At 37.8% G+C, this 25,094-nt stretch carries 25 protein-coding genes; 17 read left to right on the forward strand and 8 right to left on the reverse strand.

What is annotated here, in order from left to right; genetic code table 11:
• From KVT27_RS19615 to KVT27_RS19650, 8 genes are all read left to right on the forward strand, one after another.
• Positions 1-339, forward strand: coding sequence for a Na(+)/H(+) antiporter subunit C (locus KVT27_RS19615; RefSeq protein ID WP_036122159.1), 339 nt, complete (start codon positions 1-3; stop codon positions 337-339).
• On the forward strand, positions 332-1,837 hold the full coding sequence (locus KVT27_RS19620; protein WP_150908418.1) for a Na+/H+ antiporter subunit D: 1,506 nt from the start codon (positions 332-334) through the stop codon (positions 1,835-1,837). The genes KVT27_RS19615 and KVT27_RS19620 overlap by 8 nt, the downstream gene beginning before the upstream one ends.
• On the forward strand, positions 1,837-2,319 hold the full coding sequence (locus KVT27_RS19625) for a Na+/H+ antiporter subunit E (protein WP_012292439.1): 483 nt from the start codon (positions 1,837-1,839) through the stop codon (positions 2,317-2,319). The genes KVT27_RS19620 and KVT27_RS19625 overlap by 1 nt, the downstream gene beginning before the upstream one ends.
• A complete protein-coding gene (locus KVT27_RS19630) occupies positions 2,319-2,603 on the forward strand; it encodes a Na(+)/H(+) antiporter subunit F1 (RefSeq protein ID WP_025116881.1) in 285 nt (94 codons plus the stop codon). Before KVT27_RS19625 ends, KVT27_RS19630 begins: the two co-directional genes overlap by 1 nt.
• Entirely contained in the window at positions 2,581-2,940 is a 360-nt protein-coding gene (locus KVT27_RS19635; RefSeq protein ID WP_036122161.1) for a Na+/H+ antiporter subunit G, read from the forward strand. The genes KVT27_RS19630 and KVT27_RS19635 overlap by 23 nt, the downstream gene beginning before the upstream one ends.
• 312 nt (positions 2,941-3,252) lie before the next feature.
• Positions 3,253-4,041 (forward strand): transporter substrate-binding domain-containing protein, encoded by a 789-nt coding sequence (locus KVT27_RS19640; protein WP_036122162.1) that lies wholly within the window; start codon positions 3,253-3,255, stop codon positions 4,039-4,041.
• A gap of 215 nt (positions 4,042-4,256) precedes the next feature.
• On the forward strand, positions 4,257-4,916 hold the full coding sequence (locus KVT27_RS19645) for an amino acid ABC transporter permease (protein WP_031418079.1): 660 nt from the start codon (positions 4,257-4,259) through the stop codon (positions 4,914-4,916).
• On the forward strand, positions 4,909-5,631 hold the full coding sequence (locus KVT27_RS19650; RefSeq protein WP_217581789.1) for an amino acid ABC transporter ATP-binding protein: 723 nt from the start codon (positions 4,909-4,911) through the stop codon (positions 5,629-5,631). The genes KVT27_RS19645 and KVT27_RS19650 overlap by 8 nt, the downstream gene beginning before the upstream one ends.
• An 81-nt stretch (positions 5,632-5,712) precedes the next feature.
• Here the strand turns inward: KVT27_RS19650 and KVT27_RS19655 are convergent, their stop codons facing one another.
• Together KVT27_RS19655 and KVT27_RS19660 are read right to left on the reverse strand one after the other, a co-directional pair.
• Complete coding sequence (locus tag KVT27_RS19655; protein WP_217581790.1) at positions 5,713-6,777, reverse strand: saccharopine dehydrogenase family protein; 1,065 nt, start codon at positions 6,775-6,777, stop codon at positions 5,713-5,715.
• A complete protein-coding gene (locus KVT27_RS19660; RefSeq protein WP_036122169.1) occupies positions 6,774-7,475 on the reverse strand; it encodes a class I SAM-dependent methyltransferase in 702 nt (233 codons plus the stop codon). The genes KVT27_RS19655 and KVT27_RS19660 overlap by 4 nt, the downstream gene beginning before the upstream one ends.
• 96 nt (positions 7,476-7,571) lie before the next feature.
• On the opposite strand from KVT27_RS19660, the gene KVT27_RS27270 reads away from it, so the two are divergent.
• From KVT27_RS27270 to KVT27_RS26760, 8 genes are all read left to right on the forward strand, one after another.
• Positions 7,572-8,618 (forward strand): helix-turn-helix transcriptional regulator, encoded by a 1,047-nt coding sequence (locus KVT27_RS27270; protein ID WP_217581791.1) that lies wholly within the window; start codon positions 7,572-7,574, stop codon positions 8,616-8,618.
• Between the two features lie 283 nt (positions 8,619-8,901).
• The gene (locus tag KVT27_RS19670) at positions 8,902-10,038 is read left to right on the forward strand and encodes a hypothetical protein (protein WP_217581792.1); all 1,137 of its coding nucleotides are present in this window, start codon (positions 8,902-8,904) and stop codon (positions 10,036-10,038) included.
• Between the two features lies 1 nt (position 10,039).
• Entirely contained in the window at positions 10,040-10,435 is a 396-nt protein-coding gene (locus KVT27_RS19675; protein ID WP_036122176.1) for a hypothetical protein, read from the forward strand.
• A gap of 20 nt (positions 10,436-10,455) precedes the next feature.
• On the forward strand, positions 10,456-10,917 hold the full coding sequence (locus KVT27_RS19680) for a GNAT family N-acetyltransferase (protein ID WP_036122178.1): 462 nt from the start codon (positions 10,456-10,458) through the stop codon (positions 10,915-10,917).
• Between the two features lie 20 nt (positions 10,918-10,937).
• Entirely contained in the window at positions 10,938-11,450 is a 513-nt protein-coding gene (locus KVT27_RS19685) for a phage tail protein (RefSeq protein ID WP_036148193.1), read from the forward strand.
• Between the two features lie 15 nt (positions 11,451-11,465).
• A complete protein-coding gene (locus KVT27_RS19690; protein ID WP_036122184.1) occupies positions 11,466-11,966 on the forward strand; it encodes a phage tail protein in 501 nt (166 codons plus the stop codon).
• A gap of 13 nt (positions 11,967-11,979) precedes the next feature.
• Positions 11,980-12,519, forward strand: a complete 540-nt coding sequence (locus KVT27_RS19695; RefSeq protein WP_036148190.1) for a phage tail protein — start codon at positions 11,980-11,982, stop codon at positions 12,517-12,519.
• A gap of 5 nt (positions 12,520-12,524) precedes the next feature.
• Entirely contained in the window at positions 12,525-16,640 is a 4,116-nt protein-coding gene (locus tag KVT27_RS26760; protein WP_254636207.1) for an InlB B-repeat-containing protein, read from the forward strand.
• Positions 16,641-16,687: 47 nt separating this feature from the next.
• Here the strand turns inward: KVT27_RS26760 and KVT27_RS19740 are convergent, their stop codons facing one another.
• Together KVT27_RS19740 and KVT27_RS19745 are read right to left on the reverse strand one after the other, a co-directional pair.
• Complete coding sequence (locus KVT27_RS19740) at positions 16,688-17,392, reverse strand: DNA-binding response regulator (RefSeq protein WP_036122186.1); 705 nt, start codon at positions 17,390-17,392, stop codon at positions 16,688-16,690.
• 4 nt (positions 17,393-17,396) lie between these two features.
• Positions 17,397-20,420 (reverse strand): ATP-binding protein, encoded by a 3,024-nt coding sequence (locus KVT27_RS19745; protein ID WP_036148188.1) that lies wholly within the window; start codon positions 20,418-20,420, stop codon positions 17,397-17,399.
• A 278-nt stretch (positions 20,421-20,698) separates the two neighbouring features.
• Here KVT27_RS19745 and KVT27_RS19750 point away from each other — a divergent pair, with 278 nt between their 5' ends.
• Positions 20,699-21,514 (forward strand): metallophosphoesterase, encoded by an 816-nt coding sequence (locus tag KVT27_RS19750; RefSeq protein ID WP_036122198.1) that lies wholly within the window; start codon positions 20,699-20,701, stop codon positions 21,512-21,514.
• A 14-nt stretch (positions 21,515-21,528) separates the two neighbouring features.
• Here KVT27_RS19750 and tatC read toward each other — a convergent pair whose 3' ends face one another.
• The 4 genes from tatC to KVT27_RS19770 are packed head-to-tail and all read right to left on the reverse strand — an operon-like array spanning position 21,529 to position 25,092.
• Entirely contained in the window at positions 21,529-22,374 is an 846-nt protein-coding gene (gene tatC, locus KVT27_RS19755; protein ID WP_217581793.1) for a twin-arginine translocase subunit TatC, read from the reverse strand.
• Positions 22,375-22,385: 11 nt separating this feature from the next.
• On the reverse strand, positions 22,386-22,589 hold the full coding sequence (tatA, locus tag KVT27_RS19760) for a twin-arginine translocase TatA/TatE family subunit (RefSeq protein WP_036122204.1): 204 nt from the start codon (positions 22,587-22,589) through the stop codon (positions 22,386-22,388).
• A 28-nt stretch (positions 22,590-22,617) separates the two neighbouring features.
• Entirely contained in the window at positions 22,618-24,330 is a 1,713-nt protein-coding gene (locus tag KVT27_RS19765; RefSeq protein ID WP_217581794.1) for a GMC family oxidoreductase, read from the reverse strand.
• Positions 24,331-24,342: 12 nt separating this feature from the next.
• Entirely contained in the window at positions 24,343-25,092 is a 750-nt protein-coding gene (locus tag KVT27_RS19770; protein WP_036148186.1) for a gluconate 2-dehydrogenase subunit 3 family protein, read from the reverse strand.
• Positions 25,093-25,094: the final 2 nt, after the last annotated feature.

Raw genomic sequence — 25,094 nt, forward strand, 5'->3', positions numbered from 1 at the left:
ATGGAATCTTTAATACTTATTTTAGTAGGTATATTAGTAGCTGTTGCGACGTACTTAATCCTCTCTAAACAGTTATTACGTGTTATTTTAGGCACTGCTGTTTTATCACATGCTGCCCACTTGCTGATTCTAACAATGGGAGGTCTTAAAAAGGGGGATGTACCATTATTAGGTGAATCAGAGGGTCCTTATACAGATGCATTGCCACAGGCCCTAATTCTAACAGCTATTGTTATTAGTTTTGCTGTGACTGCGTTTGTTCTCGTTTTAGGCTATCGAGCGTACAAAACAAATGGTTCAGGGAATTTTGATGAATTGAGGGGTACGCCGGATGAGTAATATGATTGTTTTACCATTAATAGTACCGGTAATTACAGCTATTTTACTGGTGTTTTTAAAAGAGCATGTCGTTTTACAAAGGATTATTAGTTTACTGACATTAAGCTTTATCGTTATTATTAGCGTGATTTTATTAGTAGAAATTCAAGAACAAGGGATATTGCGCATTGACTTTAGTGGTTGGGCACCTCCTTTTGGTATCTCATTTGTGGCAGATTCCTTCGCAACGCTACTCGTGTTAATAGCAAATATTGTAGCAGTTATTTGTATGCTCTATGCAATATTCACAATGGAGTTAAGGTATGAAAAAATGTATTTTTATCCATTTACCTTACTAATGGTAGCTGGAGTTAATGGTTCATTTTTGACAGGAGATATCTTTAACTTATTTGTATGTTTTGAGGTGATGTTGCTGGCTTCATATGCACTTATTAGTATAGGTGGGGAAAAGGTTCAGCTGCGTGAAGCATTGAAATACGTGCTGATTAATATTGTCGCATCTTGGATTTTCTTAGTCGCATTGGCCTTTCTTTATGGAACAGTCGGTACATTAAATATGGCCCATATTTCTATGCGTGTGATGGAAGCCGGTGCTAATCCACTTATTACAACAGTGGCACTCATTTTCTTAATTGTCTTTAGCTTAAAGGCGGGACTGCTATTATTCTTCTGGCTGCCTGGCTCTTATAGTGTACCTCCCACTGCCATTGCCGCTTTATTCGCAGCACTATTAACAAAGGTTGGGATTTATGCACTCGTAAGAACCTTTACATTGCTTTTCCCAAATAATACCGAAGTCACGCATACGGCACTTGGCATTATGGCGGGTATTACAATTATAGCTGGCTGTATCGGTGCTCTTTCAGGGCGTGATGTTAGAACAATCGCTTCTTATAATGTATTGATTGGTGTTGGGTTTATAGTAGCTGGTCTAGCGATTGGTACAGAGTCTGCCTTACAGGGCGTTGTCTATTATTTAATGCATGATATGGTGGCAAAGGCTATGTTATTTTTAGCTGTCGGCATGATGATTTATGTAACTGGGGAAACAGTCATAGATAAAATGAGTGGGCTTATTCGCAACTATCCGTTCTTTGGATGGCTATTCTTTGTAGCCATGTGTTCATTAGCGGGTATCCCGCCATTGAGTGGCTTTTTAGGGAAGGTATTAATTGGACAAGGTGCGATAGAGGGCGGCAATTTTGTTCTATTAGGTCTAGGGTTTTTCTCTAGTTTAATTGTTTTGTATTCATTACTGCGGATATTTCTTTCCTCCTTTTTTGGCGAGACCATTATTAGTTTAGAGGATGAAAAGCCTTTACCCAAACGTGTAATACTGCCGTTAACTTTATTGGCTGCTTGTACAATTAGTTTAGGAATAGGAGCGGAGAAATTGGCTCCCTTTGTCACCGATGCAGCAGAAACGTTATATACACCATCTATCTATATAGACGCTGTTCTAGATGGTGAACAATGGCAAGGTGAGGTGAATAAATAATGGCGATGCAGTTTATTTTAAATTTATTTATCGCAGCACTTTGGTTACTCTTGCAAGATGAAGTGACACCACAATTTTCAACGTTTTTAATGGGGTTTATCGTAGGAATGGGCATATTATATGCGATGCACCGCTTTTATGGGACCCAATTTTACTTGCGACGAGTCTTTTCGATTATCAAGTTATTATGGCTATTTAATTGGGAGCTATTTTTATCAAGCTATAGTGTATTAAAGCAAATTACTACACCAAAGCTAAACATTACGCCAGGTATTTTTACTTATAAAACCGCACTCAAGGGTGATTGGGAAATTACGGCGCTAGCATTATTGCTAACATTAACACCTGGCTCTGTCGTCATGGAAGTTTCTGAAGAGGGCGATGTCTTTTATATTCATGCAATGGACATTGAGCAGTCTAAGGATGCTGTTATTCGCTCTATAGGAAAGTTTGAACAAGCAATAATGGAGGTGACGCGTTAATGATAGAGAATATTTTACTTCTGGCTCTCGCCTTCTTTAGTATTTCCATCGCGCTGTCGTTGTATCGGGTTATCCGAGGCCCATCTATGCCTGACCGAGCCATTGCTCTCGATACAATTGGTGTAAATCTTTTATCCGCTATTGCGATTGTTTCGATTATATTAAAAACAAAGGCTTATTTAGAAGCCATTCTTATACTAGGTATTTTAGCGTTTATTGGGACCATTGCCTTTACAAAATATATTGAAAGAGGTGTGATTGTTGAACGTAAATCAAATGATTGAATGGGCGGCAGTCATCCTCATTCTAATCGGTTCGATTGTGAGTGTTATTAGTGCATTTGGCATGATCCGTTTACCAGATGTCTATACGCGATCACATGCTGCTACGAAAAGCTCCACATTATCCGTGTTAACTTGCTTATTAGGTGCATTTATATACTTTTGGGTGCACGATGGTTATGTCAGTGTCCGATTAATTTTAGGTATTCTATTCGTCTTTGTTACAGCTCCAGTTGCCGGACATTTAATCTGTCGTGCGGCTTATCGTTCTCATGTTCCATTAGCGGAAGGCTCTGGCGAGGACGAATTAAAAGATAAATTATTTACAGAAGACAAATAAGCAAGAGACCTCCAAATGGGGGTCTTTTTTATTTCCGCGGAAATTTTGCTAAAAATGAAGGGATAATTATTAAGCTTTCGGAAAATAGTAAGGAAAGAAAACTTGAAAAAAATAAATTGACTTATCTGAAAATTTCGCATATAATAATTCGCTAAAAATTATCTAGTTTATCTTGATTATTATTTCAAAAGAGTATATCTTAATTAGCAGATAGTTTTTTTATTCTCAAACATGAATAAATATCCAGTCGACTATTTTTGAGAAATGTATTCTCATACACAATACATTATAAATAAAAGGAGATGCTTAAAAATGAAGAATAAGTTTTTTATGATAATTCTTGTCCTAGCTATTGGCGTACTAACAGCTTGTGGCGCTAAAGAGGATAATGCAAATAATAATGCTGATGGTAGTACAGACAAACAAGTATTAAAAGTTGGTACTTCAGCAGACTATGCGCCATTTGAATATGTTGACGCTGCAAAAGGTGAAGAAATTATTGGATTTGATATTGATTTAATTAAATTGGTTGGGGAAAAAATAGGTGTGGACATGCAAGTGCAAGATATGGACTTCAACAGTCTTGTACCAGCGTTACAAGCAGGAAAAATTGATGTAGTCATTTCTGGTATGACACCAAACCCTGAACGTGAAAAGGTAGTAGATTTTTCTGATCAATACAATGAAACAGAGCAAGTAATCATTGTTAAAAAGGATAGCGGTATTAAAAAGGAAGCTGATTTAGCTGGTAAAAAAGTTGGTGTGCAAACAGCCTCTATTCAAGAAAATTTAGGTAATGAAATTGCTAAAAAAGTGGATGTTTCAGTTGAAGGACGTACACGAATTCCTGAAATTATTCAAGATATGATGTCTAAGCGCTTAGACGCAGGCATTTTAGAGGGTGGCGTTGCGAAGGGGTATTTAAAAACAAATGATCAATTAGCTTCCTTCCCTGTAGAAGAACAGCCCGAGGATTTCAAAGCAATTGCTGTGCCAAAAGGCAGTGATTTAAAAGACAAAATTAACAAGGCATTAAAAGAACTAGCTGAAGAAGGAAAAATCCAAGAGCTAGAAGAAAAATGGTTAGAAAAAGTTGAATAATACATGCATGCGATAGCTCTTAGTTGGGCTATCGCTTATACTTTTCAGTTCAATCTAATGTGCTTCGGAATGATTACGTCTAAATTTTTCGAGTGTGCTAGAAAAGGTCCACTCCCATATCTGTGACATCCGCCAGAAGCTTCTGTATTGGTTGTTTCGCTTTCAGTGAAAAAAAGAATTGCTGAATCAAGATGAAAAAGAAAGGAGGGAGCGCTGTGAATTTAGATTTTACAGCTATCGTTCCCTCTATTCCTTATATTTTAAAAGGGATAGGTGTTACACTTCAAATTGCAATTGGTGCATCCATCATTGGGTTTATCGTCGGTATATTACTAGCCTTATGTAAAATTGGAAAGGTAAAAGTTTTACGCTGGTTTGCTGACTTTTATACGTCAATTTTCCGTGGAACACCACTAGTATTACAATTATTAATTATTTATTATGCAGTACCACAATTATTAGATATTCAAATCGAGCCTATTCCAACGGCCATTATTGCATTTGGTTTAAATTCAGGTGCTTATATTTCGGAAATTATTCGTGCAGGTATTAATGCAGTGGATAAAGGGCAAATGGAGGCCGCACAAGCTCTTGGCATTCCATATGCAAAGATGATGAAGGATATAATTATCCCGCAGGCAGTAAAAAATATTTTGCCCTCTCTAGTTAATGAATTTATTACACTAAATAAAGAAACAGCAGTTGTCACAGTAATTAGTGCCCTTGATATAATGCGTCGTGCTTATATCGTCGGTGGTTCGACATATCGATATCTTGAGCCTTTACTATTTGCCGGTATTATCTATTACCTCATGACACTTGTTTTAACGTTCCTTGGTAAACGAATCGAGAAGGGAATGAGAAAAAGTGATTAAAATTGAAGATCTACACAAATCATATGGTCAGAATGAAGTACTAAAAGGTATTTCAACCGAAGTTAAAGAAAAAGAAGTAATTGCTATTATCGGACCTTCAGGATCTGGCAAATCAACATTCCTTCGTTGCCTAAACTTATTAGAAACCCCTACGAGTGGAAAGGTAACGATTGCTGGGGATGTTCTTACAGATAAAGGGACAAATATTATGAAAATACGGGAAGAAGTTGGGATGGTATTTCAGCATTTTCATCTTTTCCCACATAAAACAGTGTTAGAAAATTTAACGTACGCTCCAATTAATGTAAAGGGAATGGATAAAGCGGTTGCGATAAAAAATGCAGAAGAGTTACTTAAGAAAGTAGGGCTCTTTGAAAAGCGCCAAGAGTATCCAAACCGTCTCTCTGGTGGACAAAAACAACGTGTTGCCATTGCCCGAGCGCTTGCGATGGATCCAAAGGTTATATTATTTGATGAACCAACGTCAGCACTTGATCCAGAAATGGTTAAAGAAGTATTGGCTGTTATGAAAAACCTAGCGGACAGTGGTATGACAATGTTAATTGTGACACATGAGATGGGCTTTGCACGTGAAGTTGCTGATCGTATACTCTTCTTAGATGGTGGAAAGCTCATTGAGGATGCTCCTCCCGAGCAGTTTTTTACAGCGCCTTCTACACAGCGAGCAAAGGATTTCTTAGAAAAAGTTTTATAAATAATTAAACGCAGTAAGTTCTCTTTGAGAGGGGAACTTACTGCGTTTTTTATTCAGAACGTAAAATATAAGGTTATGCCCCTATTGTGATGTAATTAGTTGAGAGAAAGAAGATGCATCAAATTGGTTTTGTAATTCTTCCAATGTAAATAATTCTTCAATATGATAAGTCCCTGCTGGATATTTGTTATCTAGAAGTTCTCTAGCAATGGCAGCTGCAACCTTTGCTGTCACAAGTGATTCATCACGACCTTTAAAGTCTAGTGTCACAGTCGCTTCTTTATGTTGTATCTTACCAATAGCTTCAATTTGTATGGAGCATACATCTGTACCCATTTTTATTTTTTGAACGAGGGAGGCAAGCATGGATTGTATTCCTTTAAATTTTAATAAATAGGAAATACGACTTTTTTGTAAAAAGGCGACAAACCAATTAAGTGATTCTACGTCAAAGCCTAATCTCGTCACAATGGGAACACTAGGAAAATGATGAGCTAATGTGTGCTGATCTGAAAAGTTGAATTGGTACACACTACGTTTTCCAATATCCCTAAATTGCACAGATCTCTTACTAGTGAAATTAGTAATAATCTGATTTTCGTAATGGGAATACGGAATATTTAATTGTTGCAAAATCCAAAGAATAGCGGCAGTGCCATGCGTATCTCCTGCTCCAAGTAAAATAGAAATATGGAGCTTCTCCATAGTGGTTAATGGCTTGGTCGTATGCATGGCCATTATATTAGTTAGTCCAGGAGCCATACCGACACTGAATATGGCAGTTGAACGATACTCTAAAGCTGTCGAATGAAGATTTTTTAGTTGTTTGAGGAAGGTATGGCTAGCAGTAATATCAATATACTTAATCCCTTCTTTCAAGCAGAGCTCTGCAAATGCAGTATCTTGTTGCTCCAAACACATAATGACCAAGGCTACATTGGCTAATTGCTGTGGATGTACAGTTTTAGATGCATCCATTTGTAAAGGTGCCACGAGACCATTATGCTGTGCACAAAACTGTCTGGCTTTTTCTAAATTCCTTCCGGCGATACGTACCTTATTTGGGTAGCTAGAGAGCAGTATTTTTGCAATTTTACGACCAACTTCACCATATCCGCCCACGATTAATATATTGTCTCTTGTCATTTGTTTACCTCTTCTTTAATGGCTAATAAGGCATCAACCATATGTGATTTAAAATATGGAATTACCGTTGAAAAACCGACTTCATGCAATAGGTCCGTTAGCAATTCAAGTGTAATTGGATAGGTAGAGGAGCCAAAGGATTGCTCAAAGCGTAGCCAGTGTTCCTCAGATAAATCATTTTGCAGCATAGAGCTTCGCCAATACTTGAGTTGGAGTTGGAATGATACGGCTGACATGTCTGCATTAATGGATGATATAAATAAAATTCCGCTCTCCTGTAAGCTATCCGCCAATTTTTGTAGTAGAGCTTTTTTTTGCTCATGTTCCTCAATAAAATGTAAAACTAAGTGACAGGAAGCCACTTCAAACGAATGGTCAAACACTAACGCAAGTAAATCCTCTTCATACCAGTCAATATGAAGAGGGGGTTCCAATTTCTCTATATGTTTACGGGCAGCCTGTAGCATAATTTTAGAAGTATCAATTGCTGTAAAGTGAGAGAATGGGAAAGCTTGCCCTAGTGAAAAGAGTTCCTGACCGCCACCAGCTCCAACTATTAGCATGTTATCAGTCGGGTAACTTTGAAGAATATCGGTCATCATGTCATAGATAAGGTCATAACCACTAATTTTTTGTCGAATAGTATTTTGGTAGTTAGAGACATAAGGTTTGTGCCAGTCATGTTGTGGATTTTTCATTTTTACCTCCTTGTTGTACAATTTAATTAAGAATTATTCTCAATTATAAATACTTATGGAAAATGTGCTATCCCATAATTCTGGGGGAGGAATTTTGTGCAAGATATTCATTATTGGAAGAGACGGTCAGAAGTCCACTTAAAAGATAATCAGAATTCAGCTAAATACCGACAAAAGATGATAGAAGAATTGCGTGATTTTATTAGTTTTGACGCATATTGTTGTACCATGACAGATACTCAAACCCTTTTTTCTATAGGAGCTGTTACAGAGCAATCAATAGAGGATATCCATCAGCAAATAATGTCTTTGGAATACGACTCACAAGATATAAATAGCTATGTATATCTTGTAGAAAGTGGCAAATTCATCGGTAAACTTAGCGATGTGAGTAGTCAGAGTAAACGTTATCGAGAGGTGTTAGAGCCCCATGGATTTAGTGATGAAATTCGAGCTGCAATGATGTTTCAGGGGCAATGCTATGGGTTTTTAACACTGTTTAAAAGGATAGAAAATGGACAGCCTCATTTCCAAGATGCTGATGTAAATCAAGTGAAAATCCTCATGCCTGTTATGGCTGAGGCATTAATGGAGTTCTACCATACGATTATAGAAGAGCGACTCTTTATCGAAGAGGAACAGAGTGGCATCATTATTTTGAATAAAGAGCATCGTATTATTTCCACCAATACAAAGGCGGCTCAATTGTTAACACTTTTAAGAAACAATGAAGGCTTGCTTGATTGGCAAATACCCAAACCAATTCAGGCATTTTGTGCAAAGCTACAGGCTAACAAATTGAACAGCCAATCTTCGTTATTAGTTCCAATTAATAACACGGGTTATGTAACAGTCCAAGCATCAGTTCTCATGACAACAGATTCACAGCAGCAAATAGCTATACTACTAAATGAAGCATCTCCTAAAGCAATGTTAGCCTATTTACTGAAAGCCTATCATCTTACACCTAGAGAAAAGGAAGTAGTAGTTGAAGTAATGAAGGGGATACCGACAAAAATTATTGCACAAAACCTTGGGATTTCTAGTTATACTGTTCAAGATCATTTAAAGCTAATTTTTCAAAAGGTAGATGTTGCCGATCGGAATGAATTAGTATGGAAGCTCTTTACTCGTTTTAATTGAATAAATAAGCCTTACGTAAATCTGTTTATGTTCATAAAAGGGAGCATGAGCAGATTTTTTTGCTTTCTGACAAAATTATAGGTCGAAAGGTTAAGAAAAATTAACCTAAAAAATGGAATTATTTCGTAGAAGAAAATAGGTGAGTTGTAATATAATAAAAACCAGTAAGAGAGTCCTAAGAAAAATACAATACTCGACACCGGTTTTAGGTAGTAAGAAATAGAAAATAGAATACATCTGTTTTAAGTGTTCTGAAAATTCAGTTAAAAAGGAGGAAGCAATGATGACGTGGACTTTTTATTTAAATGTTACAAATGACACAGACCGAGATTTAGAGTTAGTAGAATCGCAGTTACACTGGGGTTATTGGAATACAGATGGTGAAGAGGATAAAAAACCTCAAACGATTAAGGCAGGTGAAACGATTCAAGCTATTGGAGCCAAATCAGCATTTGGACCAAATGGCTATGAATTTTCTTGCTCCTGGAAAGATCAAAATAATACAACACAATCACCATATGGGGTAGTAAGTCTTTATGTAAATGTTCCCTATAATGACCCAAATGAAGCTAGATGTCTAGCAAATGGATATTTTGAAGTAACAGAGTGGAAAGACATTCCACACGATGGTCATAACTTTGTTCGAAATATACGGATCTCTAATAAAATGGATAAATTGAAACAAAAAGAAATAAGAAATAATTTATTTACGGACTGGTCCAAAATCAAAACATTAAACGAAATTGAAGATGTTCGAGAAATTGATTTAAACCAATCCATTCCAAGTGGTGTTCATTTTGAAAAAATGCCATTATTTCGAACGCCTCTCTTCAACATTTCTAAACAATTATGGGACGGGGTCAATGATGTAGAAATTGATAGCCTTTATTTAAAGCAGCGAGAGGCACAACAGTATTTTTCTGTAGAGGTAACTTGCTTAAGAGGAGATGCTTCTAAAATTGAAACTGTTACTAAAAAGGGAAAAATTACAGTCATAGATGAGTATGGATTGTCTACTGCTAGTAAGGCAGTGGAGGAAAAGGTTTGTACGATTGAAACTGCCCTTAAATTTACTGAGAAGGTATCTGTATCAGATGAAAAAGTAGTGAAAGCGAGTGTAGCACAGGAACTACAGGCAGAATTAAAGGCGAAATTCAATATATTAAACGCTGTGACAAAAGAGCAACATCAAACAGAGAAAAATTCAAAGACAAGGGTTTTTGAAGCTCCCTCTGATAAGGATATGGACGTTGTGCCATGGATTTTTAGTAAAATGGTTCTTCTTTACCGAACAGACAATAATAATATCACAACACTCATTGGCGCATCTGAATGGGACTATGCAGTTTTACACCGTACGCATGTTTACGATGTGATGGATAACGCGAAGAAAAAAGTACCGACAGGAGGAGCGTATTAAAATGGCGACTTGGACATTTTCATTAATGATTACAAATGCAACAGACCGTGAGCTTGAAGTGTTTCAATCACAGTTGGAATGGGGAATCTGGAACACCCAAGATGAGGAGGACAAGGAGCCGATTAGTATCCCACCAAATACAACATTACAAGCATTGGGCATAAAAGCATCCACTGGTCCAAATGGCTATGAATGCTCTTGTTCGTGGCGTGATAAGGTACAGCCAGGTGAAAAATCCTATGGCACCATCTCGCTTTTTCTGGACGTACCTCAAAAAAGTAAGAATCGATCTGAATGTTTAGCTGACCATCAATTGCACGTAGATAGTTGGGAAGACTTGCCTGAAAAAGGACATAACTTTGTAAGATCTATCATTGTGACTAATAAGAATGTTTAGAAGAAAGTGGAACAAACATCATGAAAATAGAGCTTAAATCTATAGCAAAGGAAGATGAAGCACTTCTCTATGAAATCTATGCCTCTACAAGAAATGAAGAAATAGATTCATGGGGATGGTCGTCTGAACAAAAGATACTTTTTTTAGATATGCAATGGCGTGCACAGCAAGCTTCCTACAATCAGCAATTCCCAAGAGCGAGTCATTGGAAAATTGTCGTAGATGCTGAGGGCGTTGGCAGGTTTCTCACGGAAGAGCAACCTGAATACCATCATCTTATAGATATAGCTTTATTGCCAAATTACCAAGGGAGAGGCATAGGAACACTTCTGATTGTTCAGCTTCAGAAAAAGGCGAAGGAACAACGCAAAGCAGTTGTATTACAGGTTCTTAAAATTAATTCTGCAAGAGACCTTTATGAAAAACTAGGATTTCAAGTTATTCAAGAAGATGAGATTTATATGAAAATGCTATGGAAATAAAAGAAAAGGAGAGTGTTGGCATGTCAGAGGCGTATCTAGGTGAGATTCGTATGTTTAGTGGTAAGTTTGCTCCAATAGGTTGGGCTCTTTGTAATGGACAACTGTTATTGATTAATCAGTATCAGGCTCTTTATTCATTAATAGGAAATAAATATGGTGGGGATGGAATAACAAATTTTGCTTTACCAGACTTACGTGGAAGAATCCCTATTCATTTAAGCTCGCAATATCCTATCGCGAGTAATGGCGGAACGGAAAAAGTAACACTAACAGAAACGAATTTACCAGCCCATACTCATATAGTTTCAGCAAATAAAGAAAAAACGGATACTACAGCAAGCTCTCCAGCTAATAATGTGTGGGGAAAAGCTGATTTAAAGAATTATCAAACAAATGTAGCTAGTGATATTGTGCAGATGAATGCAGATTTAGTGACGTCTGTGGGTGGCAATCAACCTCATGAGAATATGATGCCTTCATTGGCCATTAATTTTATTATTGCAACGCAGGGTCTTTACCCTGATTTTACTTAAAAGGGGGAGAGTATATTGGCAGAACCGTTCTTAGGAGAAGTACGGCTATTTAGTTTCGAAAAAATACCTCAAAATTGGTTACCGTGTGATGGCCGACTATTACAAATAAGACAGCATACAGCACTTTATTCTTTAATAGGAAACCGCTATGGGGGAGATGGTAAAACGACTTTTGCGTTACCTGATTTGCAAGGAAGAGTACCACTTCATAAAAGTGATCAAATTACCTATGGTTCCATAGGCGGTGAGGCAACCCATACATTGACAATAAATGAAATGCCTACTCACACGCATGAAGTTTATGCTGATGAAGGCGTAACAAATAAACCATCCCCAATGAATAACGTATGGGGAAAATTTGATGGAAATCCTATGTTTTCTAGTAATGTAAATACTCAAATGAGTTCAACAGCGATGACAGTTACAGGACAAAATCAGGCACATAATAATATGCAACCATATCTAGTAGTATCGTTTTGTATTGCAATAAATGGGATTTTTCCACCTAGAAGCTAAGGAGGGACAAAAAATGGCAGATGCCTATACAGGAGAGATTCGAATATTTGCTGGAAATTATGCACCAAGAGATTGGGCTTTTTGTGATGGTAGTACATTACTTATTCAGCAGCATGCCGTGTTATATTCGGTTATTGGTAATAGATTTGGTGGGGATGGGAAAACAGATTTTAAGTTACCAGATTTAAGAGGTAAAGCGCCCATGCACTACGGAACTGGCACAGGACTTACAACAAGAGAATTTGCCAAAGATGTAGGGGTAGAAAATGTGACATTAAGTAATGAGCAGCTTCCTGTCCATAAACATGTATTACAAGGAAGCTCGAAAACAACTGGTGGAGATAGTAGTCCAGAAGGTGCTGTTTGGAGTGCTATAGGAGGATTTAATCCCAAAAAAATATATAAAGAATTTACAGCAAATACAAAAGTAAATATTCATCAGCAAGCGATTGGTACAACCGGTGGGAATTTGCCGCATAATAACATGCAGCCTTATGTAGCATTAAACTTTATTATTTGTTTGTATGGTGAATACCCAGTGAATGGGGAGTGATGTCAATGAAAAAACGTCAACAAGTATATGTTGTACTTATGTTGATTGCAATGTTGCTCATAATTGTACAACCGTTTTTAGAATTACAAGTAGCGAGGGCAGCAACTACAACTATTGAACCTAATGAGATTGTAACGGGAACTGTTTCTCAAGTTACACCAAATATAGTTGATATTATGCTAGGTGAAGTGGCTGGGGTTGGTGGCTGGGATTCAGGTGATATGATATACACTGCATATCTAAAATTTAACTTACCAGCTAACTATGATTACTCCAATGCAAAGCTAAGCCTAACGCCATTGCAATTTTCCGATGGTGATGGAGATATAACATCTTTAACAATTAATATTGGTAGCTCGGACGATTGGATAGTTACTGACGGAAGTACATATCCTCTATCTACCTTACCAAGTAATGTAGGGATTGAGAAGGCTTTTTCAAAACCAGCTTATAGTTTTAATAATTTCGATTTCCCTATTTTATTACCTATCGGTGATTTACTCACCGAACAAAATATTAATGATATTGGTAGTAATAATATTATTACACTAATTCTTTCCTCACCTAATATGAAAGATGACTATGCTGTTTTTGGAAGCATTTCATTAGTTGATTTTAATACCTCACCTCAAGTGAAACATACAGTCAGTTTTGAAACAGATGGAGGAAGTGCGGTACCAAGTCAATCGGTTATTAATGGCGGTATGGCAAAGATGCCGCAGGTAGAGCCAACGAAAGCAGGCTATACGTTTGAAGGCTGGTATACAGATGCTGGTTATACACAGACCTATGATTTTAATAGTGTTATCACTGAGGCTACGACAATTTACGCCAAGTGGAATGCGCAGATGCATACCGTGAGTTTTGAAGTGGACGGAGGAAGTGCAGTATCCAATCAATCCGTAGCGCACGGTGGAAAGGCAATGATGCCAGAGATAGAGCCGACGAAAGCGGGCTATACATTTGAAGGTTGGTATACAGATGTTGGTCGCACACAAGCCTATGATTTTACTAGTGTTATCACTGAGGCTACGACAATATACGCCAAGTGGAATGCACAGACGTATACCGTGAGTTTTAATACGGATGGGGGAAGTGCAGTATCCGACCAATCCGTAGCCTATGGTGGAAAAGCGAGTGCGCCAACCCCAGCACCGACAAAAGCAGGTTACACATTTGGAGGCTGGTATAAAGATGCTGGTCATACACAAGTCTATGATTTTACTAATGTCATCACAGAAAACACGACAATATACGCCAAGTGGAAAGCACAGACGTATACCGTGAGTTTTAACACGGATGGAGGAAGTGCAGTATCCGACCAATCCGTAGCCTATGGTGAAAAAGCGAGTGCCCCAACCCCAGCACCAACAAAAGCAGGCTACACATTTGAAGGTTGGTATACAGACGTAACGCATACAGAAATCTATGATTTCAACAATGAAATTGCAGCCAATACGACAATTTATGCGAAGTGGAAACCACTGAATTATACGGTTAGCTTTGAAGTGGATGGAGGAAATGCCATATCCCATCAATCCGTAGCCCACGGTGGAAAGGCAACGATGCCGCAGGTAGAGCCAACGAAAGCAGGCTATACGTTTGAAGGCTGGTATACAGATGTAACGCATACAGATATCTATGATTTCAACAAAGAAATTACAGCCAATACGACAATTTATGCGAAGTGGGAACCACTGAAATATACGGTTAGTTTTGAAATGGATGGAGGAAGTACAGTATCCAATCAATCCGTAGCCCATGGAGAAAAGGCAAGTGAACCAACTCCAGTACCAACAAAAGCAGGCTACACATTTGAAGGCTGGTATAAAGATGCTGGTCGCACACAAGCCTATGATTTTACTAGTGTTATCACTGAGGCTACGACAATTTACGCCAAGTGGAATGCACAGACGTATACCGTGAGTTTTAACACGGATGGAGGAAGTGCAGTATCCGACCAATCCGTAGCCTATGGTGAAAAAGCGAGTGCCCCAACCCCAGCACCGACAAAAGCGGGTTACACATTTGGAGGCTGGTATACAGACGTAACGTATACAGAAATCTATGATTTCAACAAAGAAATTGCAGCCAATACGACAATTTATGCGAAGTGGAAACCACTGAATTATACGGTTAGCTTTGAAGTGGACGGAGGAAGTGCAATAGCCAATCAATCCGTTGCGCACGGTGGAAAAGCAACGATGCCGCAGGTAGAGCCAACAAAAGCAGGCTATACATTTGAAGGCTGGTATACAGATGCTGGTCATACACAAGTCTATGATTTTACTAATGTCATCACAGAAAACACGACAATATACGCCAAGTGGAAAGCACAGACGTATACCGTGAGTTTTAACACGGATGGAGGAAGTGCAGTATCCGACCAATCCTTAGCCTATGGTGAAAAAGCGAGTGCGCCAACCCCAGCACCGACAAAAGCAGGCTACACATTTGGAGGCTGGTATAAAGATGCTGGTCATACACAAGCCTATGATTTTACTAATGTTATTACAGAAAACACGACAATTTACGCTAAGTGGAAAGCACAGACGTATACCGTGAGTTTTAACACGGATGGAGGAAGTACGGTATCCCATCAATCCGTAGCCCATGGAGGAAAAGCAAATAAACCAACGTCAGTGCCAACGAAAGCAGACTACACATTTGGAGGTTGGTACTCAAGCAATACACTGGAAAAACTATTTGACTTCGAAAGTAGTTTTATTACAAGAAACATGACTATTTACGCCAAGTGGATCAGTAATGTATCACCACCTACCAGCAATAATAGTAGTAGTACTAGTGGTAGCTCTACACCTACAACAAACACAGAACGTATTGTTGTAGAGGTTGAAGGAGAAGATGGGATAAATTTATCTAAAACACCGATTACTCGTACAACGATGCCAGATGGAGTTATAAAGGATCATGTTTCCATGTCAGAGGATATTGCTAAGGAAACAATAGAAAAAGCGAAACAATTGCGTAATGATATTGCTCGGATTATTATTCCTGATACAAATGATAAAGTTAGTGAAATTGTCATTGAGATTCCCAAATCTTCAATAGCGCAATTAAGTTCTGGAAACATAAAGTTAGAAATGGCTACTGTGAATGTGGTGATTTCTATCCCAAATTTATTGAACTTTTACGATGATTTATACTTCCGCTTAGTTCCTATTAAGTCATCGGAACTGCAACACCGAGTGGAAGAAAGAATAGTAGAAGCAGATATAATTAAGAATTCCATACAAGGTGACAAAGTGCATTTAATTGGTCGTCCGATGACAATTGAAACGAATATGCAAAATCGTCCTGTTACTTTAACACTGCCATTACCAAAAAATATCACTCAAGAACAACTTGATCATTTAGCTATTTTTATCGAGCATAGCGATGGTACAAAAGAGTTAGTGCGTGGGGAAGTGGTAGATTATCAAAAAGATATACAAGGTTTGCAATTTGAAGTTCAGAAATTCTCTACCTTCTCTATGCTCTATTTGCCTGAAAATGTGATGGAACCAACAACACATATAGCCTATATTCGTGGCAATGCAGACGGGACATTCAGACCGAATGCTTTTGTAACCCGCGCCCAAATGGCAAGTATGTTTGCTAGACAATTAACAGTTAATGCAATTCCTACTTCGAAGGCAACATTTACAGATATTGTTCAGCATGATGCCAAAGATGCAATTGAATTTGTGAAACATACAGGTTTATTTAACGGTGTTACGGAGGCAAGCTTTCAACCAAATGGTTTTATTTCACGTGCCCAAATGGCTGTAGTAGCGGCTCGTTGGATAGAAAAGCATTGTGTAAACAATCCAAACGCAGATTTTTGTAAACCAACTTCACAAAGTAACGTTTTCAAGGATGTTAGTAATAATTATTGGGCTGTTCAAGCCATTCATACTGTTAATGCGAGGGGTATTATGGCTGGTACAACGACAGACACATTTGACCCCGAGGGTTATTTAACACGGGCACAAGCAGTGAAGATACTTAATCACTTATTTGAACGTCAAGTAACAACGGAAAATCAAATTCCAATATTTAAAGATGTTCCAAGTAATCATTGGGCATTTAATGAGATTCAAGAAGCGGCAAAAAGATAAAACGAGGCACGACGATTTTATTAACTAATCGTCGTGCCTTTTTGTCTTTATGTAAAGAGGAATTGATAACCAGAACCTCTTACCGTTACAATGTTAGCTTGATGGCCAGGGATGGACTCTAGCTTTTTTCGTAAATTGCTTATGTGAACTTTTAATGCCTGTGTTTGTCCTAAACTATCTTCTGCCCAAATGAGCTTATACAGGTCAGATGGATGGAAAATTTGCCCTGGTCGCTGTGCTAGAAAGTATAGAATATGAAACTCTTTAGTGGATAAGGTTAAAGCCATTCCATCGATGTACATCTTTCCTGAGTGTAGGTGGAAGTGAAAATTTTCGATGACTTGAACATCTTCATTTCGTATACTTCCATCTGATAGTTGCTGAATTTTCCCCCTTCGTATAGAGATCCTTTCTATTGTTTTCATTAAACGGTCTTTTTCAATAGGCTTTAAAATATAGTCAATAGCTTGAACAGAAAACGCCTCAATCGCATAATGCTCGTAGGCAGTCACAAACACGATGTCCAAAACATGCGTTAATTCTTCTATCTTACTAGCCAAATCAATACCACTCATCTCAGCCATTTCAATATCTAGAAAAAGAATATCGGGTTTGAGCGTAGGAATGTTTGCGATAGCTTCTAAAGGATTGAGAAATTTTCCAATCACATCAATCGCTCCATTGTCCTTTAACATAGCTTCTAATAAATTGATTGCTAATATTTCATCGTCTACAATGATTGCTTTTAACATTCTTTCACCTCTTTTCATCCAAAAATAGTGGGAATCTTAATTTTACAGTCGTTCCTTTATTGACAATACTTTCGATATGGAAAGTGGTATTTTCATATTTTCTTAGACGTTTGGTAATATTGCGGATTCCGACGCTCTGGTGAACGGAGGGCTCCTCCGATAAAATTTTTTCAACTAAATCTTGTGTCATTCCGTTACCGTTATCCTCAATTTGAATATCAATCATTTGTTGATCTTTCTTAATAGTCATTATTACTTTTCCATTTGCTCGCTTGTTTTTTAAACCGTGAAAAAGAGCGTTTTCTACTAACGGTTGAAGTAGCAGAGGGGGAATCAGTATACGTAATGGCTCCTCCATCTGAATTTCCCATTCAAGTTGATCAGGATATCTCGTCTGGTGAATATTGACGTAAGCTTGAATTAGCAGGAGCTCCTGTTCGAGAGGAATAAGGCTATTGGTATTCTCAAAAGCAAGGCTACTTCTTAAGAACGTAGCAAAATCAGTTATCATAATACGGGCCTTATCCAAGTCTAAATAGCTTAGCGATAAAATTGAATTTAAAACGTTATAAATAAAATGTGGTTTTATTTGTGCCTGCAAAAATGCTGTTTCCATTTTAATGGCAGTTTCCGCTGATTCCTTTAATAAAATAAGATTTCGCACTCTAGTCTTCAATTCAGCAGTATCTAATGGTTTATGGAGAAAATCATTTGCTCCAGATTGGAATGCTGCTAGTAAATCCTCTGGTCTAATGGCTGCAGTAAGCATTAGAATGGGTAATTCCGCCGAAGAATAGTTTTTTCTAATTTGTTGGCAAACCTCATATCCAGAAAGGTTGGGCATCATAATATCTAAAATTAATAAGTCTATATCTGGATGCAAAGTTAATTGTTCAAAAACTTGCCGACTATCATCAACAGCAATGATTGCGTAGTTCTCCTTTGCAAGAATATCGATTAGTACTTTGAGATTAATATGATCATCATCCGCAATCAATATTTTCTTACCCGATGTCCTTTCCTTAAAATAGGGGAATGTTATTGGTAAATAGTCTTTTGTTAATATAATTTTATTTTGCTGTTGCTTTTCTTGTTGATCTTGCTTAATTGGCTCCACTGGTAGTTTGACACAGAAAGTCGTTCCTTGATCGACCACTGAATGGACGGTGATTTCCCCGCCATGCAAATTGACAAGTTCTTTTGTGACATTTAGACCAAGTCCGGCCCCTTTACTTGCATCCTCTAACTGTCGGAATGGCTCAAAGATCGACTCTAAATGCTCTGGGGCAATGCCTCGACCAGTGTCACTTACTTCAATAGTAAGGAACCCCTGCTCTTCATAGCAGGATATCTCCACTTTTCCATGCCTAGTATATTTAACAGCATTTTCAATAATGTTATAAAGAATTTGTCGCAGTCTATCCTCGTCTGCAACAATAAATTTTCCTCGTTCAATGTAATTGTAAATCTTGACGTCCTTATTGCCGATGTACGACAATATTTCAACGATCACATGGGTGACAGAATAAAGGTCTACATTAGCCAGGCGTAATTTTAGCTCACCCTCTTTTAACTTTGAAAAATCTACTATGTCATTAACAAGATGTGATAACTTTTCGGTAATATTAAATATAAGTGATATTTTTTCCTTTTGTTCCATCGTTAGTGTTGAGCTCTCAGGGGGCTCTAGCATGGACTGAGAAATGGCAATTACACCATGTAATGGCGTGCGAAACTCATGTGACGTTTTTGCGAGAAATTCATCCTTTAATTTATCCACGCGGAGTAAAGCATTTGTTAATCGTCCTTTTTCCAAGTAAGAATCTGTAAAACGATGCGAAATATAAAGAGAGAGCATCGTTAAGCAAATAAAGGGAAGCAAAGGAGGTAAAGAGTAGATTTCTAAATTAATATTGAGATTTAAAGTAGCTACAACCATATAGATAAGAATTGCCATAGTACTAATCCATAAATAAATAGCGCCTACTAAACGTTTAAAGATTGCGATTGTTTGAATATAAAGCAAGTAAAAGATATTGATTAATATATAAATAGAATAGACGGCTTGTAAGTATGAGCTAATGGATATCGGGAGCATCACCGTAGCTGATAAGACAATGCCAATCATACAAAGTACTTTCACGAACTTTTTATAGGCAATTTGCTGGAGGGCATGGTAAAAATACAGCAGCATGAAGATACCTGAGCCGATACTTGAAATGATTTGGACTCGAATCAGGGATTCATAGGTGATAGGGAGTAATTCCATTAATACTTTTTCTCCATGAGATATACTGTATAAACCAACCATAAAGCAGAATAAAGAAAAATAAAGCTGCTCAATTTCAAGCTTGGCATATAAGTAGGAACCAGCAAAATAAATAAACATAGTAAAAAAGGCAGCAATGGTAATTAAATCGTAGAAAAGCGAGCTTTCTCTTAACTTACCAATACTCTCTTGATCCCCGATAAAAACAGAACCAATAATTCCTCCACCGGATGCATAATCAAAGTTAGCGACATGAATGATGATTTCAAGTTCATCCTTGTCAGGCGAAAAATAAGCAACATACGGTACATTTTGTTGTACATATGTCGAATTCTCAGCAGGTTCCCCACTTTGTCCAATACGTTTTTCATTTATGTAAATGGCATTCGACATTCGAATATTACCTGTTTTTATGCCTAATATAGCATCCGTATGATTAATAAGAACTTTTAAACGATAGGTACCGCTACCAAGTGAAGTGAAAGTTTGATCATCCAGCTTATACCTAGACCATAGTGAAGGGACATTGACTAAATAAGAATGGTAGGAGTCAAATTCTGAATAATTCAATAATTTATCAGGAATGAAATCCCATTCTCCATCCAAACTTACAGTGTTTTCGTGCAAGTCATACTGCCTAAGATCGATTACTCCTGCAACAGCTTTAGGCGCATTTGGGCTTTCATTATTAAGTAATTGAGTTGTTAACCCAATCACTACAATACTAATAACAATAAAAATAAGTAATAGCTTTCTCATCTTTGTTCTCTCATTCTTGTCAAATTGGAAGGTACAGATAGTTGAAATTTTTGAATGTACATAATTATGAAATTATACCCATATTATATCATGTGAAAGCTGACTACGAATAGATTAAATGCGCATGATTTCCTATAAAGGGGGGAGGGGTATAGTTGAATTTTGTGCATTTTATGTAATTAAAGTGCATATACTTACAATCAATTTGTTTTTTGCTTATAATAGGGAAGTCAGAATTTTTTTCTGAAAAAAAGTAGCCGCAAAGTGAGCGATTGCGATTGAAAAAATTATTATATGGTGTTTTTTTCGTTGTTTTTATAGTCATTTTTTTGTACGTAAACAATCACTGGCTAGTCGTTAGTAAGCATGTATTCGAATCTGAAAAGGTACCTGCCAGCTTTGATGGGCTACGCATTGTACAAGTATCGGATTTACATGATGCCCTCTTTGGTAACAATCAGCAAAAACTGATTGCTAAAGTTAAGGAAACAAATCCTGACTATATTTTTATCACAGGTGATGTGATTGATAGCAATCGCTATGATTTAAAACAAAGTCTACAGGCAGTGAAGGGACTAGTTGAAATAACGGATGTTTATTATGTACTAGGAAACCATGAAGTGGCGACGAATAAGGTAAGTGAAATTTATGAGGCGCTATCATCGTTAGGAGTACATATAATGGCCAATGAATCGACCGTGTTAGAGCGCGACGGGGAGCGCTTGGCGATTGTTGGAATTGAAGATCCGTTAATGGGTAGATCAACAGAAGAAATGTTGGAGTTGGCTACAGCTTATTTACCAGATGATATGTTTAAGATGTTACTGGCACATCGACCTGAAGTGTTTAATACGTATGTAAATGATGGCATAGACTTAGTATTTTCTGGGCATGCACATGGTGGGCAAGTTCGTATTCCTGGTCTTGGAGGACTTGTTGCACCTGGACAGGGGCTATTTCCAAAATATACGGCTGGTGTCTATGATGAAGGAACGACTAAGATGGTGGTTAGTCGTGGTCTGGGCAATAGCTCGGTACCATACCGCATTTTTAATCTACCAGAAATTATTGTCATGGATTTAAAGAAAAAATAAGCACTGCGTAAAATTTACGCAGTGCTTTCAATTTGTTTTCGTTCTATGCGTTTGACAAGATAGATACTTATTTCATACAAAATAATCATAGGTATTAATACGAGGAGTTGACTAATAAAATCGGGCGGTGTTATGACAGCGGAGCCTACACCCATTCCGATATATGACCAGCCTCGTATTTTTTTCATGGATTCAGCAGTCAGTACCCCAATAGCCGATAAAAACAAGGCAACGATGGGTAATTCGAATAATAGTCCAAGTGGTACTGTAGTCATAATTAAAAAATGCATATATTCACTAGCGGATACCATGACATCAAAATTGGTAGCACCTATGCCGACTAAAAATGAATAGCTTAGAGGGTTTACAACAAAATAGCCAAAAGCGATTCCCAATAAGAACAGTGCCAGCATAACGGGTGCATAAAGTCCTAAAAATCGACTTTCCGCTTCTTTTAGCCCTGGTTTTACAAAACTCCACATAAAATGAACAAGAAATGGCATAGCAAGACCAAATGATAAGGTAGTTGAAATGGTCATATAAAATTTAACGACCTCAAGTGGCCCTAAAATAATGAGAGAATGACCACGGGTTACAAAGGGGAACCAAATATTAATAGTAGAAAAAACAACAATAAAAAATAGGACAAAAACTGTAAGCCCTTTTATTATTTGTTTACGTAGTTCTGAAAGATGTTCCAATAACGAGTTAACTGGTATAAGAGGTTCATCTGCTATATGCTGCTCTTCCATTTTTACCGCTTGTATTTCAACTAAAGCCTCCATAGGTAACGGAGGCTCAGCTTGTGGTTTATCAAGAGGGCTTAAAAACTTTCTTTTTCCATCCTCATAAGGATCCATAGGAAACCCTCCTACGAAGCATCAGATTTTTTTTCGACTTTTTTCACCGAATCATCATCATCGTCTATAAGTCCCTTAGTGGACTTTTTAAATTCTGCAAACGTTTTACCAACTGCTCCACCGATTTCTGGTAATTTTTTTGGGCCAAATACAATTAATACAATAACTAAAATAATAATTAACCCAGGTACACCAATTGCTCCTAGACCTCCCATAAGTCTTGCCTCCTTTAGAATGATTTTTTTATACTAAAGAGCCACCTGATTGACTATACTTTATGACACCTTCTGCACAACGGTAGGCTAGTGCTCCCAACGTTCCAGTTGGATTGTAGCCGCTATTATGTGCAAAGTTTCCAGCGCTTACAGCAAAGAGATTATCAACATCCCAGTGCTGCAAGTAATTATTCACGACACCTTGCTCTGGCGTTAAACTCATTACAGTCCCACCTGTGTTATGTGTTGTTTGGTAAGGCACGATATTATAATCGGTAATTTCAGCATTTGGGACGATTGTTTTTGCACCCATTTGCTTCATAAGGTCTGCTGCACGCGCAGAAATAAATTTATGAAGCGCACGATCCTGATCCGTAAAGTTGTACGTTAGTTGCATTAATGGAAGCCCATATGCATCCTTGTAGGTTGGATCTAATGTTAAATAATTTTGCTTATGTGGCATGGATGCGCCTTGCGCACCAATCCCGAATGAACGTGTATAGTAATGAATAGATTGCTTTTTAAATTCTGGTCCCCATGTAGGTGTATCAGGAGGGGTTGGATTTGACCCAATTGGTCGGGTCCCTGTTTGTGTAAGAGCGATGTTTCCACCATGAATAAAATCTAATTCACTATGGTCAAAATTGTCGCCATTATAGTCGTCTACACACATGCCTAAAGAGCCTGCCCCCATAAATGTGTTATATTGTTCTTCAAAGAAACCAGCAGCCCCAGGTAATATTTGATAGCAATAATTTCGTCCAAGTGTCCCTTTACCAGTAGTAGGATCATATCTTTCGCCTATGTCAGAGACCATTAATAGCTTGGCATTGTTAAAGACGTAACTCGTTAAAACGACAGCGTTGGCAGGCTGAATAAATTCTTCTCCTGATACGGTATCGATATATCTTACACCCGTAACCTTATTGCCTTGTTTTAAAATTTCAACAACATTGGAATTGTAGCGTAAATCAAAATTACCTGTTTTTAATGCAGTAGGGACAACTGTAATTTCTGCAGAGGATTTTGCGCCATATTCACAACCAAAACGTTCGCAGAAGCCACAATATTGGCAAGCATTAATGGTTTCACCATCTGGGTTTTTATAAACCTCAGAGACGTTTGCTGATGGCACCATATAAGGTGTTAGCTTTAAGTCCTGTGCCGCCTTTTCAAATTGCATAAGCATTGGCGTTTTCTTCATAGGTCCTGTTGGATAAGGGTTTGAACGTTTTCCGCTAAATGTATTTTTATCATCTCCAGAAATACCAGCTGTTTTTTCAAACTTGTCCATATAAGGCTCAAGTTGATCGTATGTTAAACCCCAATCCTGAATGAGATAATCTGGCCCAAGTTTGTTTGGACCATAACGTTTATCGGTTAGCGTTTTTATTTGGAAATCATAGGGTAAAAAACGATACGTCATTCCGTTCCAATGTGTTCCTGACCCTCCTAGCCCCTCTCCGAGTAAGAAGGAACCTAACTGGCGCATCGGTAATGCCTTCATATTACGATCATTGCGAAAAGTAACCGTTTCTTTGGATAGATTTTGCATTAAATCATAACGAATGGCATAACGGTATTCATCATGAACGTTTAAATAATCTTCAGTACCACGCTTTTGCCCTCGCTCTAAACCAACTACCTTTAAACCGGCTTTTGCACATTCAGCAGCAACGATACCACCTGTCCACCCTACACCAACTGTTACAACGTCTACACTTGGTAATGTTTTGGCCATGTTTTAACCCCCTTAGTGGTTGCCCAAAGATTTAGGCTCAATTTTTTGGAATTTCTTATCTTCAATTTGTGATATATAAGCCATTTGGTGGCCAGGGAAGTTCTTCATGCGCCAGCCATCCATATTACGATTCCCTCCATACATTGGGTCAGAATAAGCGCCCTCTAATGTAGCGGCTCGTAACAGTGTAAAGAAGAATGCTGATTGTACACCAACCATTTCAACTTCACCCTTTTGAAAGGCTGTTAAAATTTCATCGATCTGTTTACCATCCAAATCGTTAAAGCTCTTCTTAAAACGTTTTTGCGCCTCATCGTCCATTTTTTGAATGCCCTGTCTGAAAATTTCAGCTCGCGTTAGGCGGCTTTGATAGCCTTGAGTAGGGGAACCTACATCAAAAGGGCCTTGCATATATTCCTTAGAATTACTGCCGTAATTTCCTGCTAATTGATGATCGATAAAATAAGGGACATCCAATCCTATAGCACCTGGCCCTAAATCATCTTCAGGAAAAATGCGTTCTGTAGCCTTTGATAAAATACTGAAATCTCTCTCATTTCTAAAAAACATTTTTGCTTTTGGCGAACCAAGAGCCTCATTTGTAGTACCGTGTCCATCATGCTCCAGAGTAGATGTACCTTTACCATTGATGTTGTAGCCTACTAGTCCTCCAATTAATCCACCGCCGACTAATGTACCAGCAGCAATACCAGTTGTCTTTAAAAAGTCACGACGTGAAACATTGTTCTTGTCTGAACTCATCG

This window comes from Lysinibacillus sp. GbtcB16 (assembly GCF_019091145.1).
Classification (GTDB): Bacteria; Bacillota; Bacilli; order Bacillales_A; family Planococcaceae; genus Lysinibacillus; species Lysinibacillus fusiformis.

Coding starts and splice junctions, on each gene's coding strand:
- KVT27_RS19615 (WP_036122159.1), top strand. CDS start 1: ATGGAATCTTTAATACTTATTTTAGTAGGTATATTAGTAGCTGTTGCG.
- KVT27_RS19620 (WP_150908418.1), top strand. CDS start 332: ATGAGTAATATGATTGTTTTACCATTAATAGTACCGGTAATTACAGCT.
- KVT27_RS19625 (WP_012292439.1), top strand. CDS start 1,837: ATGGCGATGCAGTTTATTTTAAATTTATTTATCGCAGCACTTTGGTTA.
- KVT27_RS19630 (WP_025116881.1), top strand. CDS start 2,319: ATGATAGAGAATATTTTACTTCTGGCTCTCGCCTTCTTTAGTATTTCC.
- KVT27_RS19640 (WP_036122162.1), top strand. CDS start 3,253: ATGAAGAATAAGTTTTTTATGATAATTCTTGTCCTAGCTATTGGCGTA.
- KVT27_RS19655 (WP_217581790.1), bottom strand. CDS start 6,777: ATGACAAGAGACAATATATTAATCGTGGGCGGATATGGTGAAGTTGGT.
- KVT27_RS19660 (WP_036122169.1), bottom strand. CDS start 7,475: ATGAAAAATCCACAACATGACTGGCACAAACCTTATGTCTCTAACTAC.
- KVT27_RS19670 (WP_217581792.1), top strand. CDS start 8,902: ATGACGTGGACTTTTTATTTAAATGTTACAAATGACACAGACCGAGAT.
- KVT27_RS19675 (WP_036122176.1), top strand. CDS start 10,040: ATGGCGACTTGGACATTTTCATTAATGATTACAAATGCAACAGACCGT.
- KVT27_RS19680 (WP_036122178.1), top strand. CDS start 10,456: ATGAAAATAGAGCTTAAATCTATAGCAAAGGAAGATGAAGCACTTCTC.
- KVT27_RS19685 (WP_036148193.1), top strand. CDS start 10,938: ATGTCAGAGGCGTATCTAGGTGAGATTCGTATGTTTAGTGGTAAGTTT.
- KVT27_RS19695 (WP_036148190.1), top strand. CDS start 11,980: ATGGCAGATGCCTATACAGGAGAGATTCGAATATTTGCTGGAAATTAT.
- KVT27_RS26760 (WP_254636207.1), top strand. CDS start 12,525: ATGAAAAAACGTCAACAAGTATATGTTGTACTTATGTTGATTGCAATG.
- KVT27_RS19740 (WP_036122186.1), bottom strand. CDS start 17,392: ATGTTAAAAGCAATCATTGTAGACGATGAAATATTAGCAATCAATTTA.
- KVT27_RS19745 (WP_036148188.1), bottom strand. CDS start 20,420: ATGAGAAAGCTATTACTTATTTTTATTGTTATTAGTATTGTAGTGATT.
- tatC (WP_217581793.1), bottom strand. CDS start 22,374: ATGGATCCTTATGAGGATGGAAAAAGAAAGTTTTTAAGCCCTCTTGAT.
- tatA (WP_036122204.1), bottom strand. CDS start 22,589: ATGGGAGGTCTAGGAGCAATTGGTGTACCTGGGTTAATTATTATTTTA.
- KVT27_RS19765 (WP_217581794.1), bottom strand. CDS start 24,330: ATGGCCAAAACATTACCAAGTGTAGACGTTGTAACAGTTGGTGTAGGG.
- KVT27_RS19770 (WP_036148186.1), bottom strand. CDS start 25,092: ATGAGTTCAGACAAGAACAATGTTTCACGTCGTGACTTTTTAAAGACA.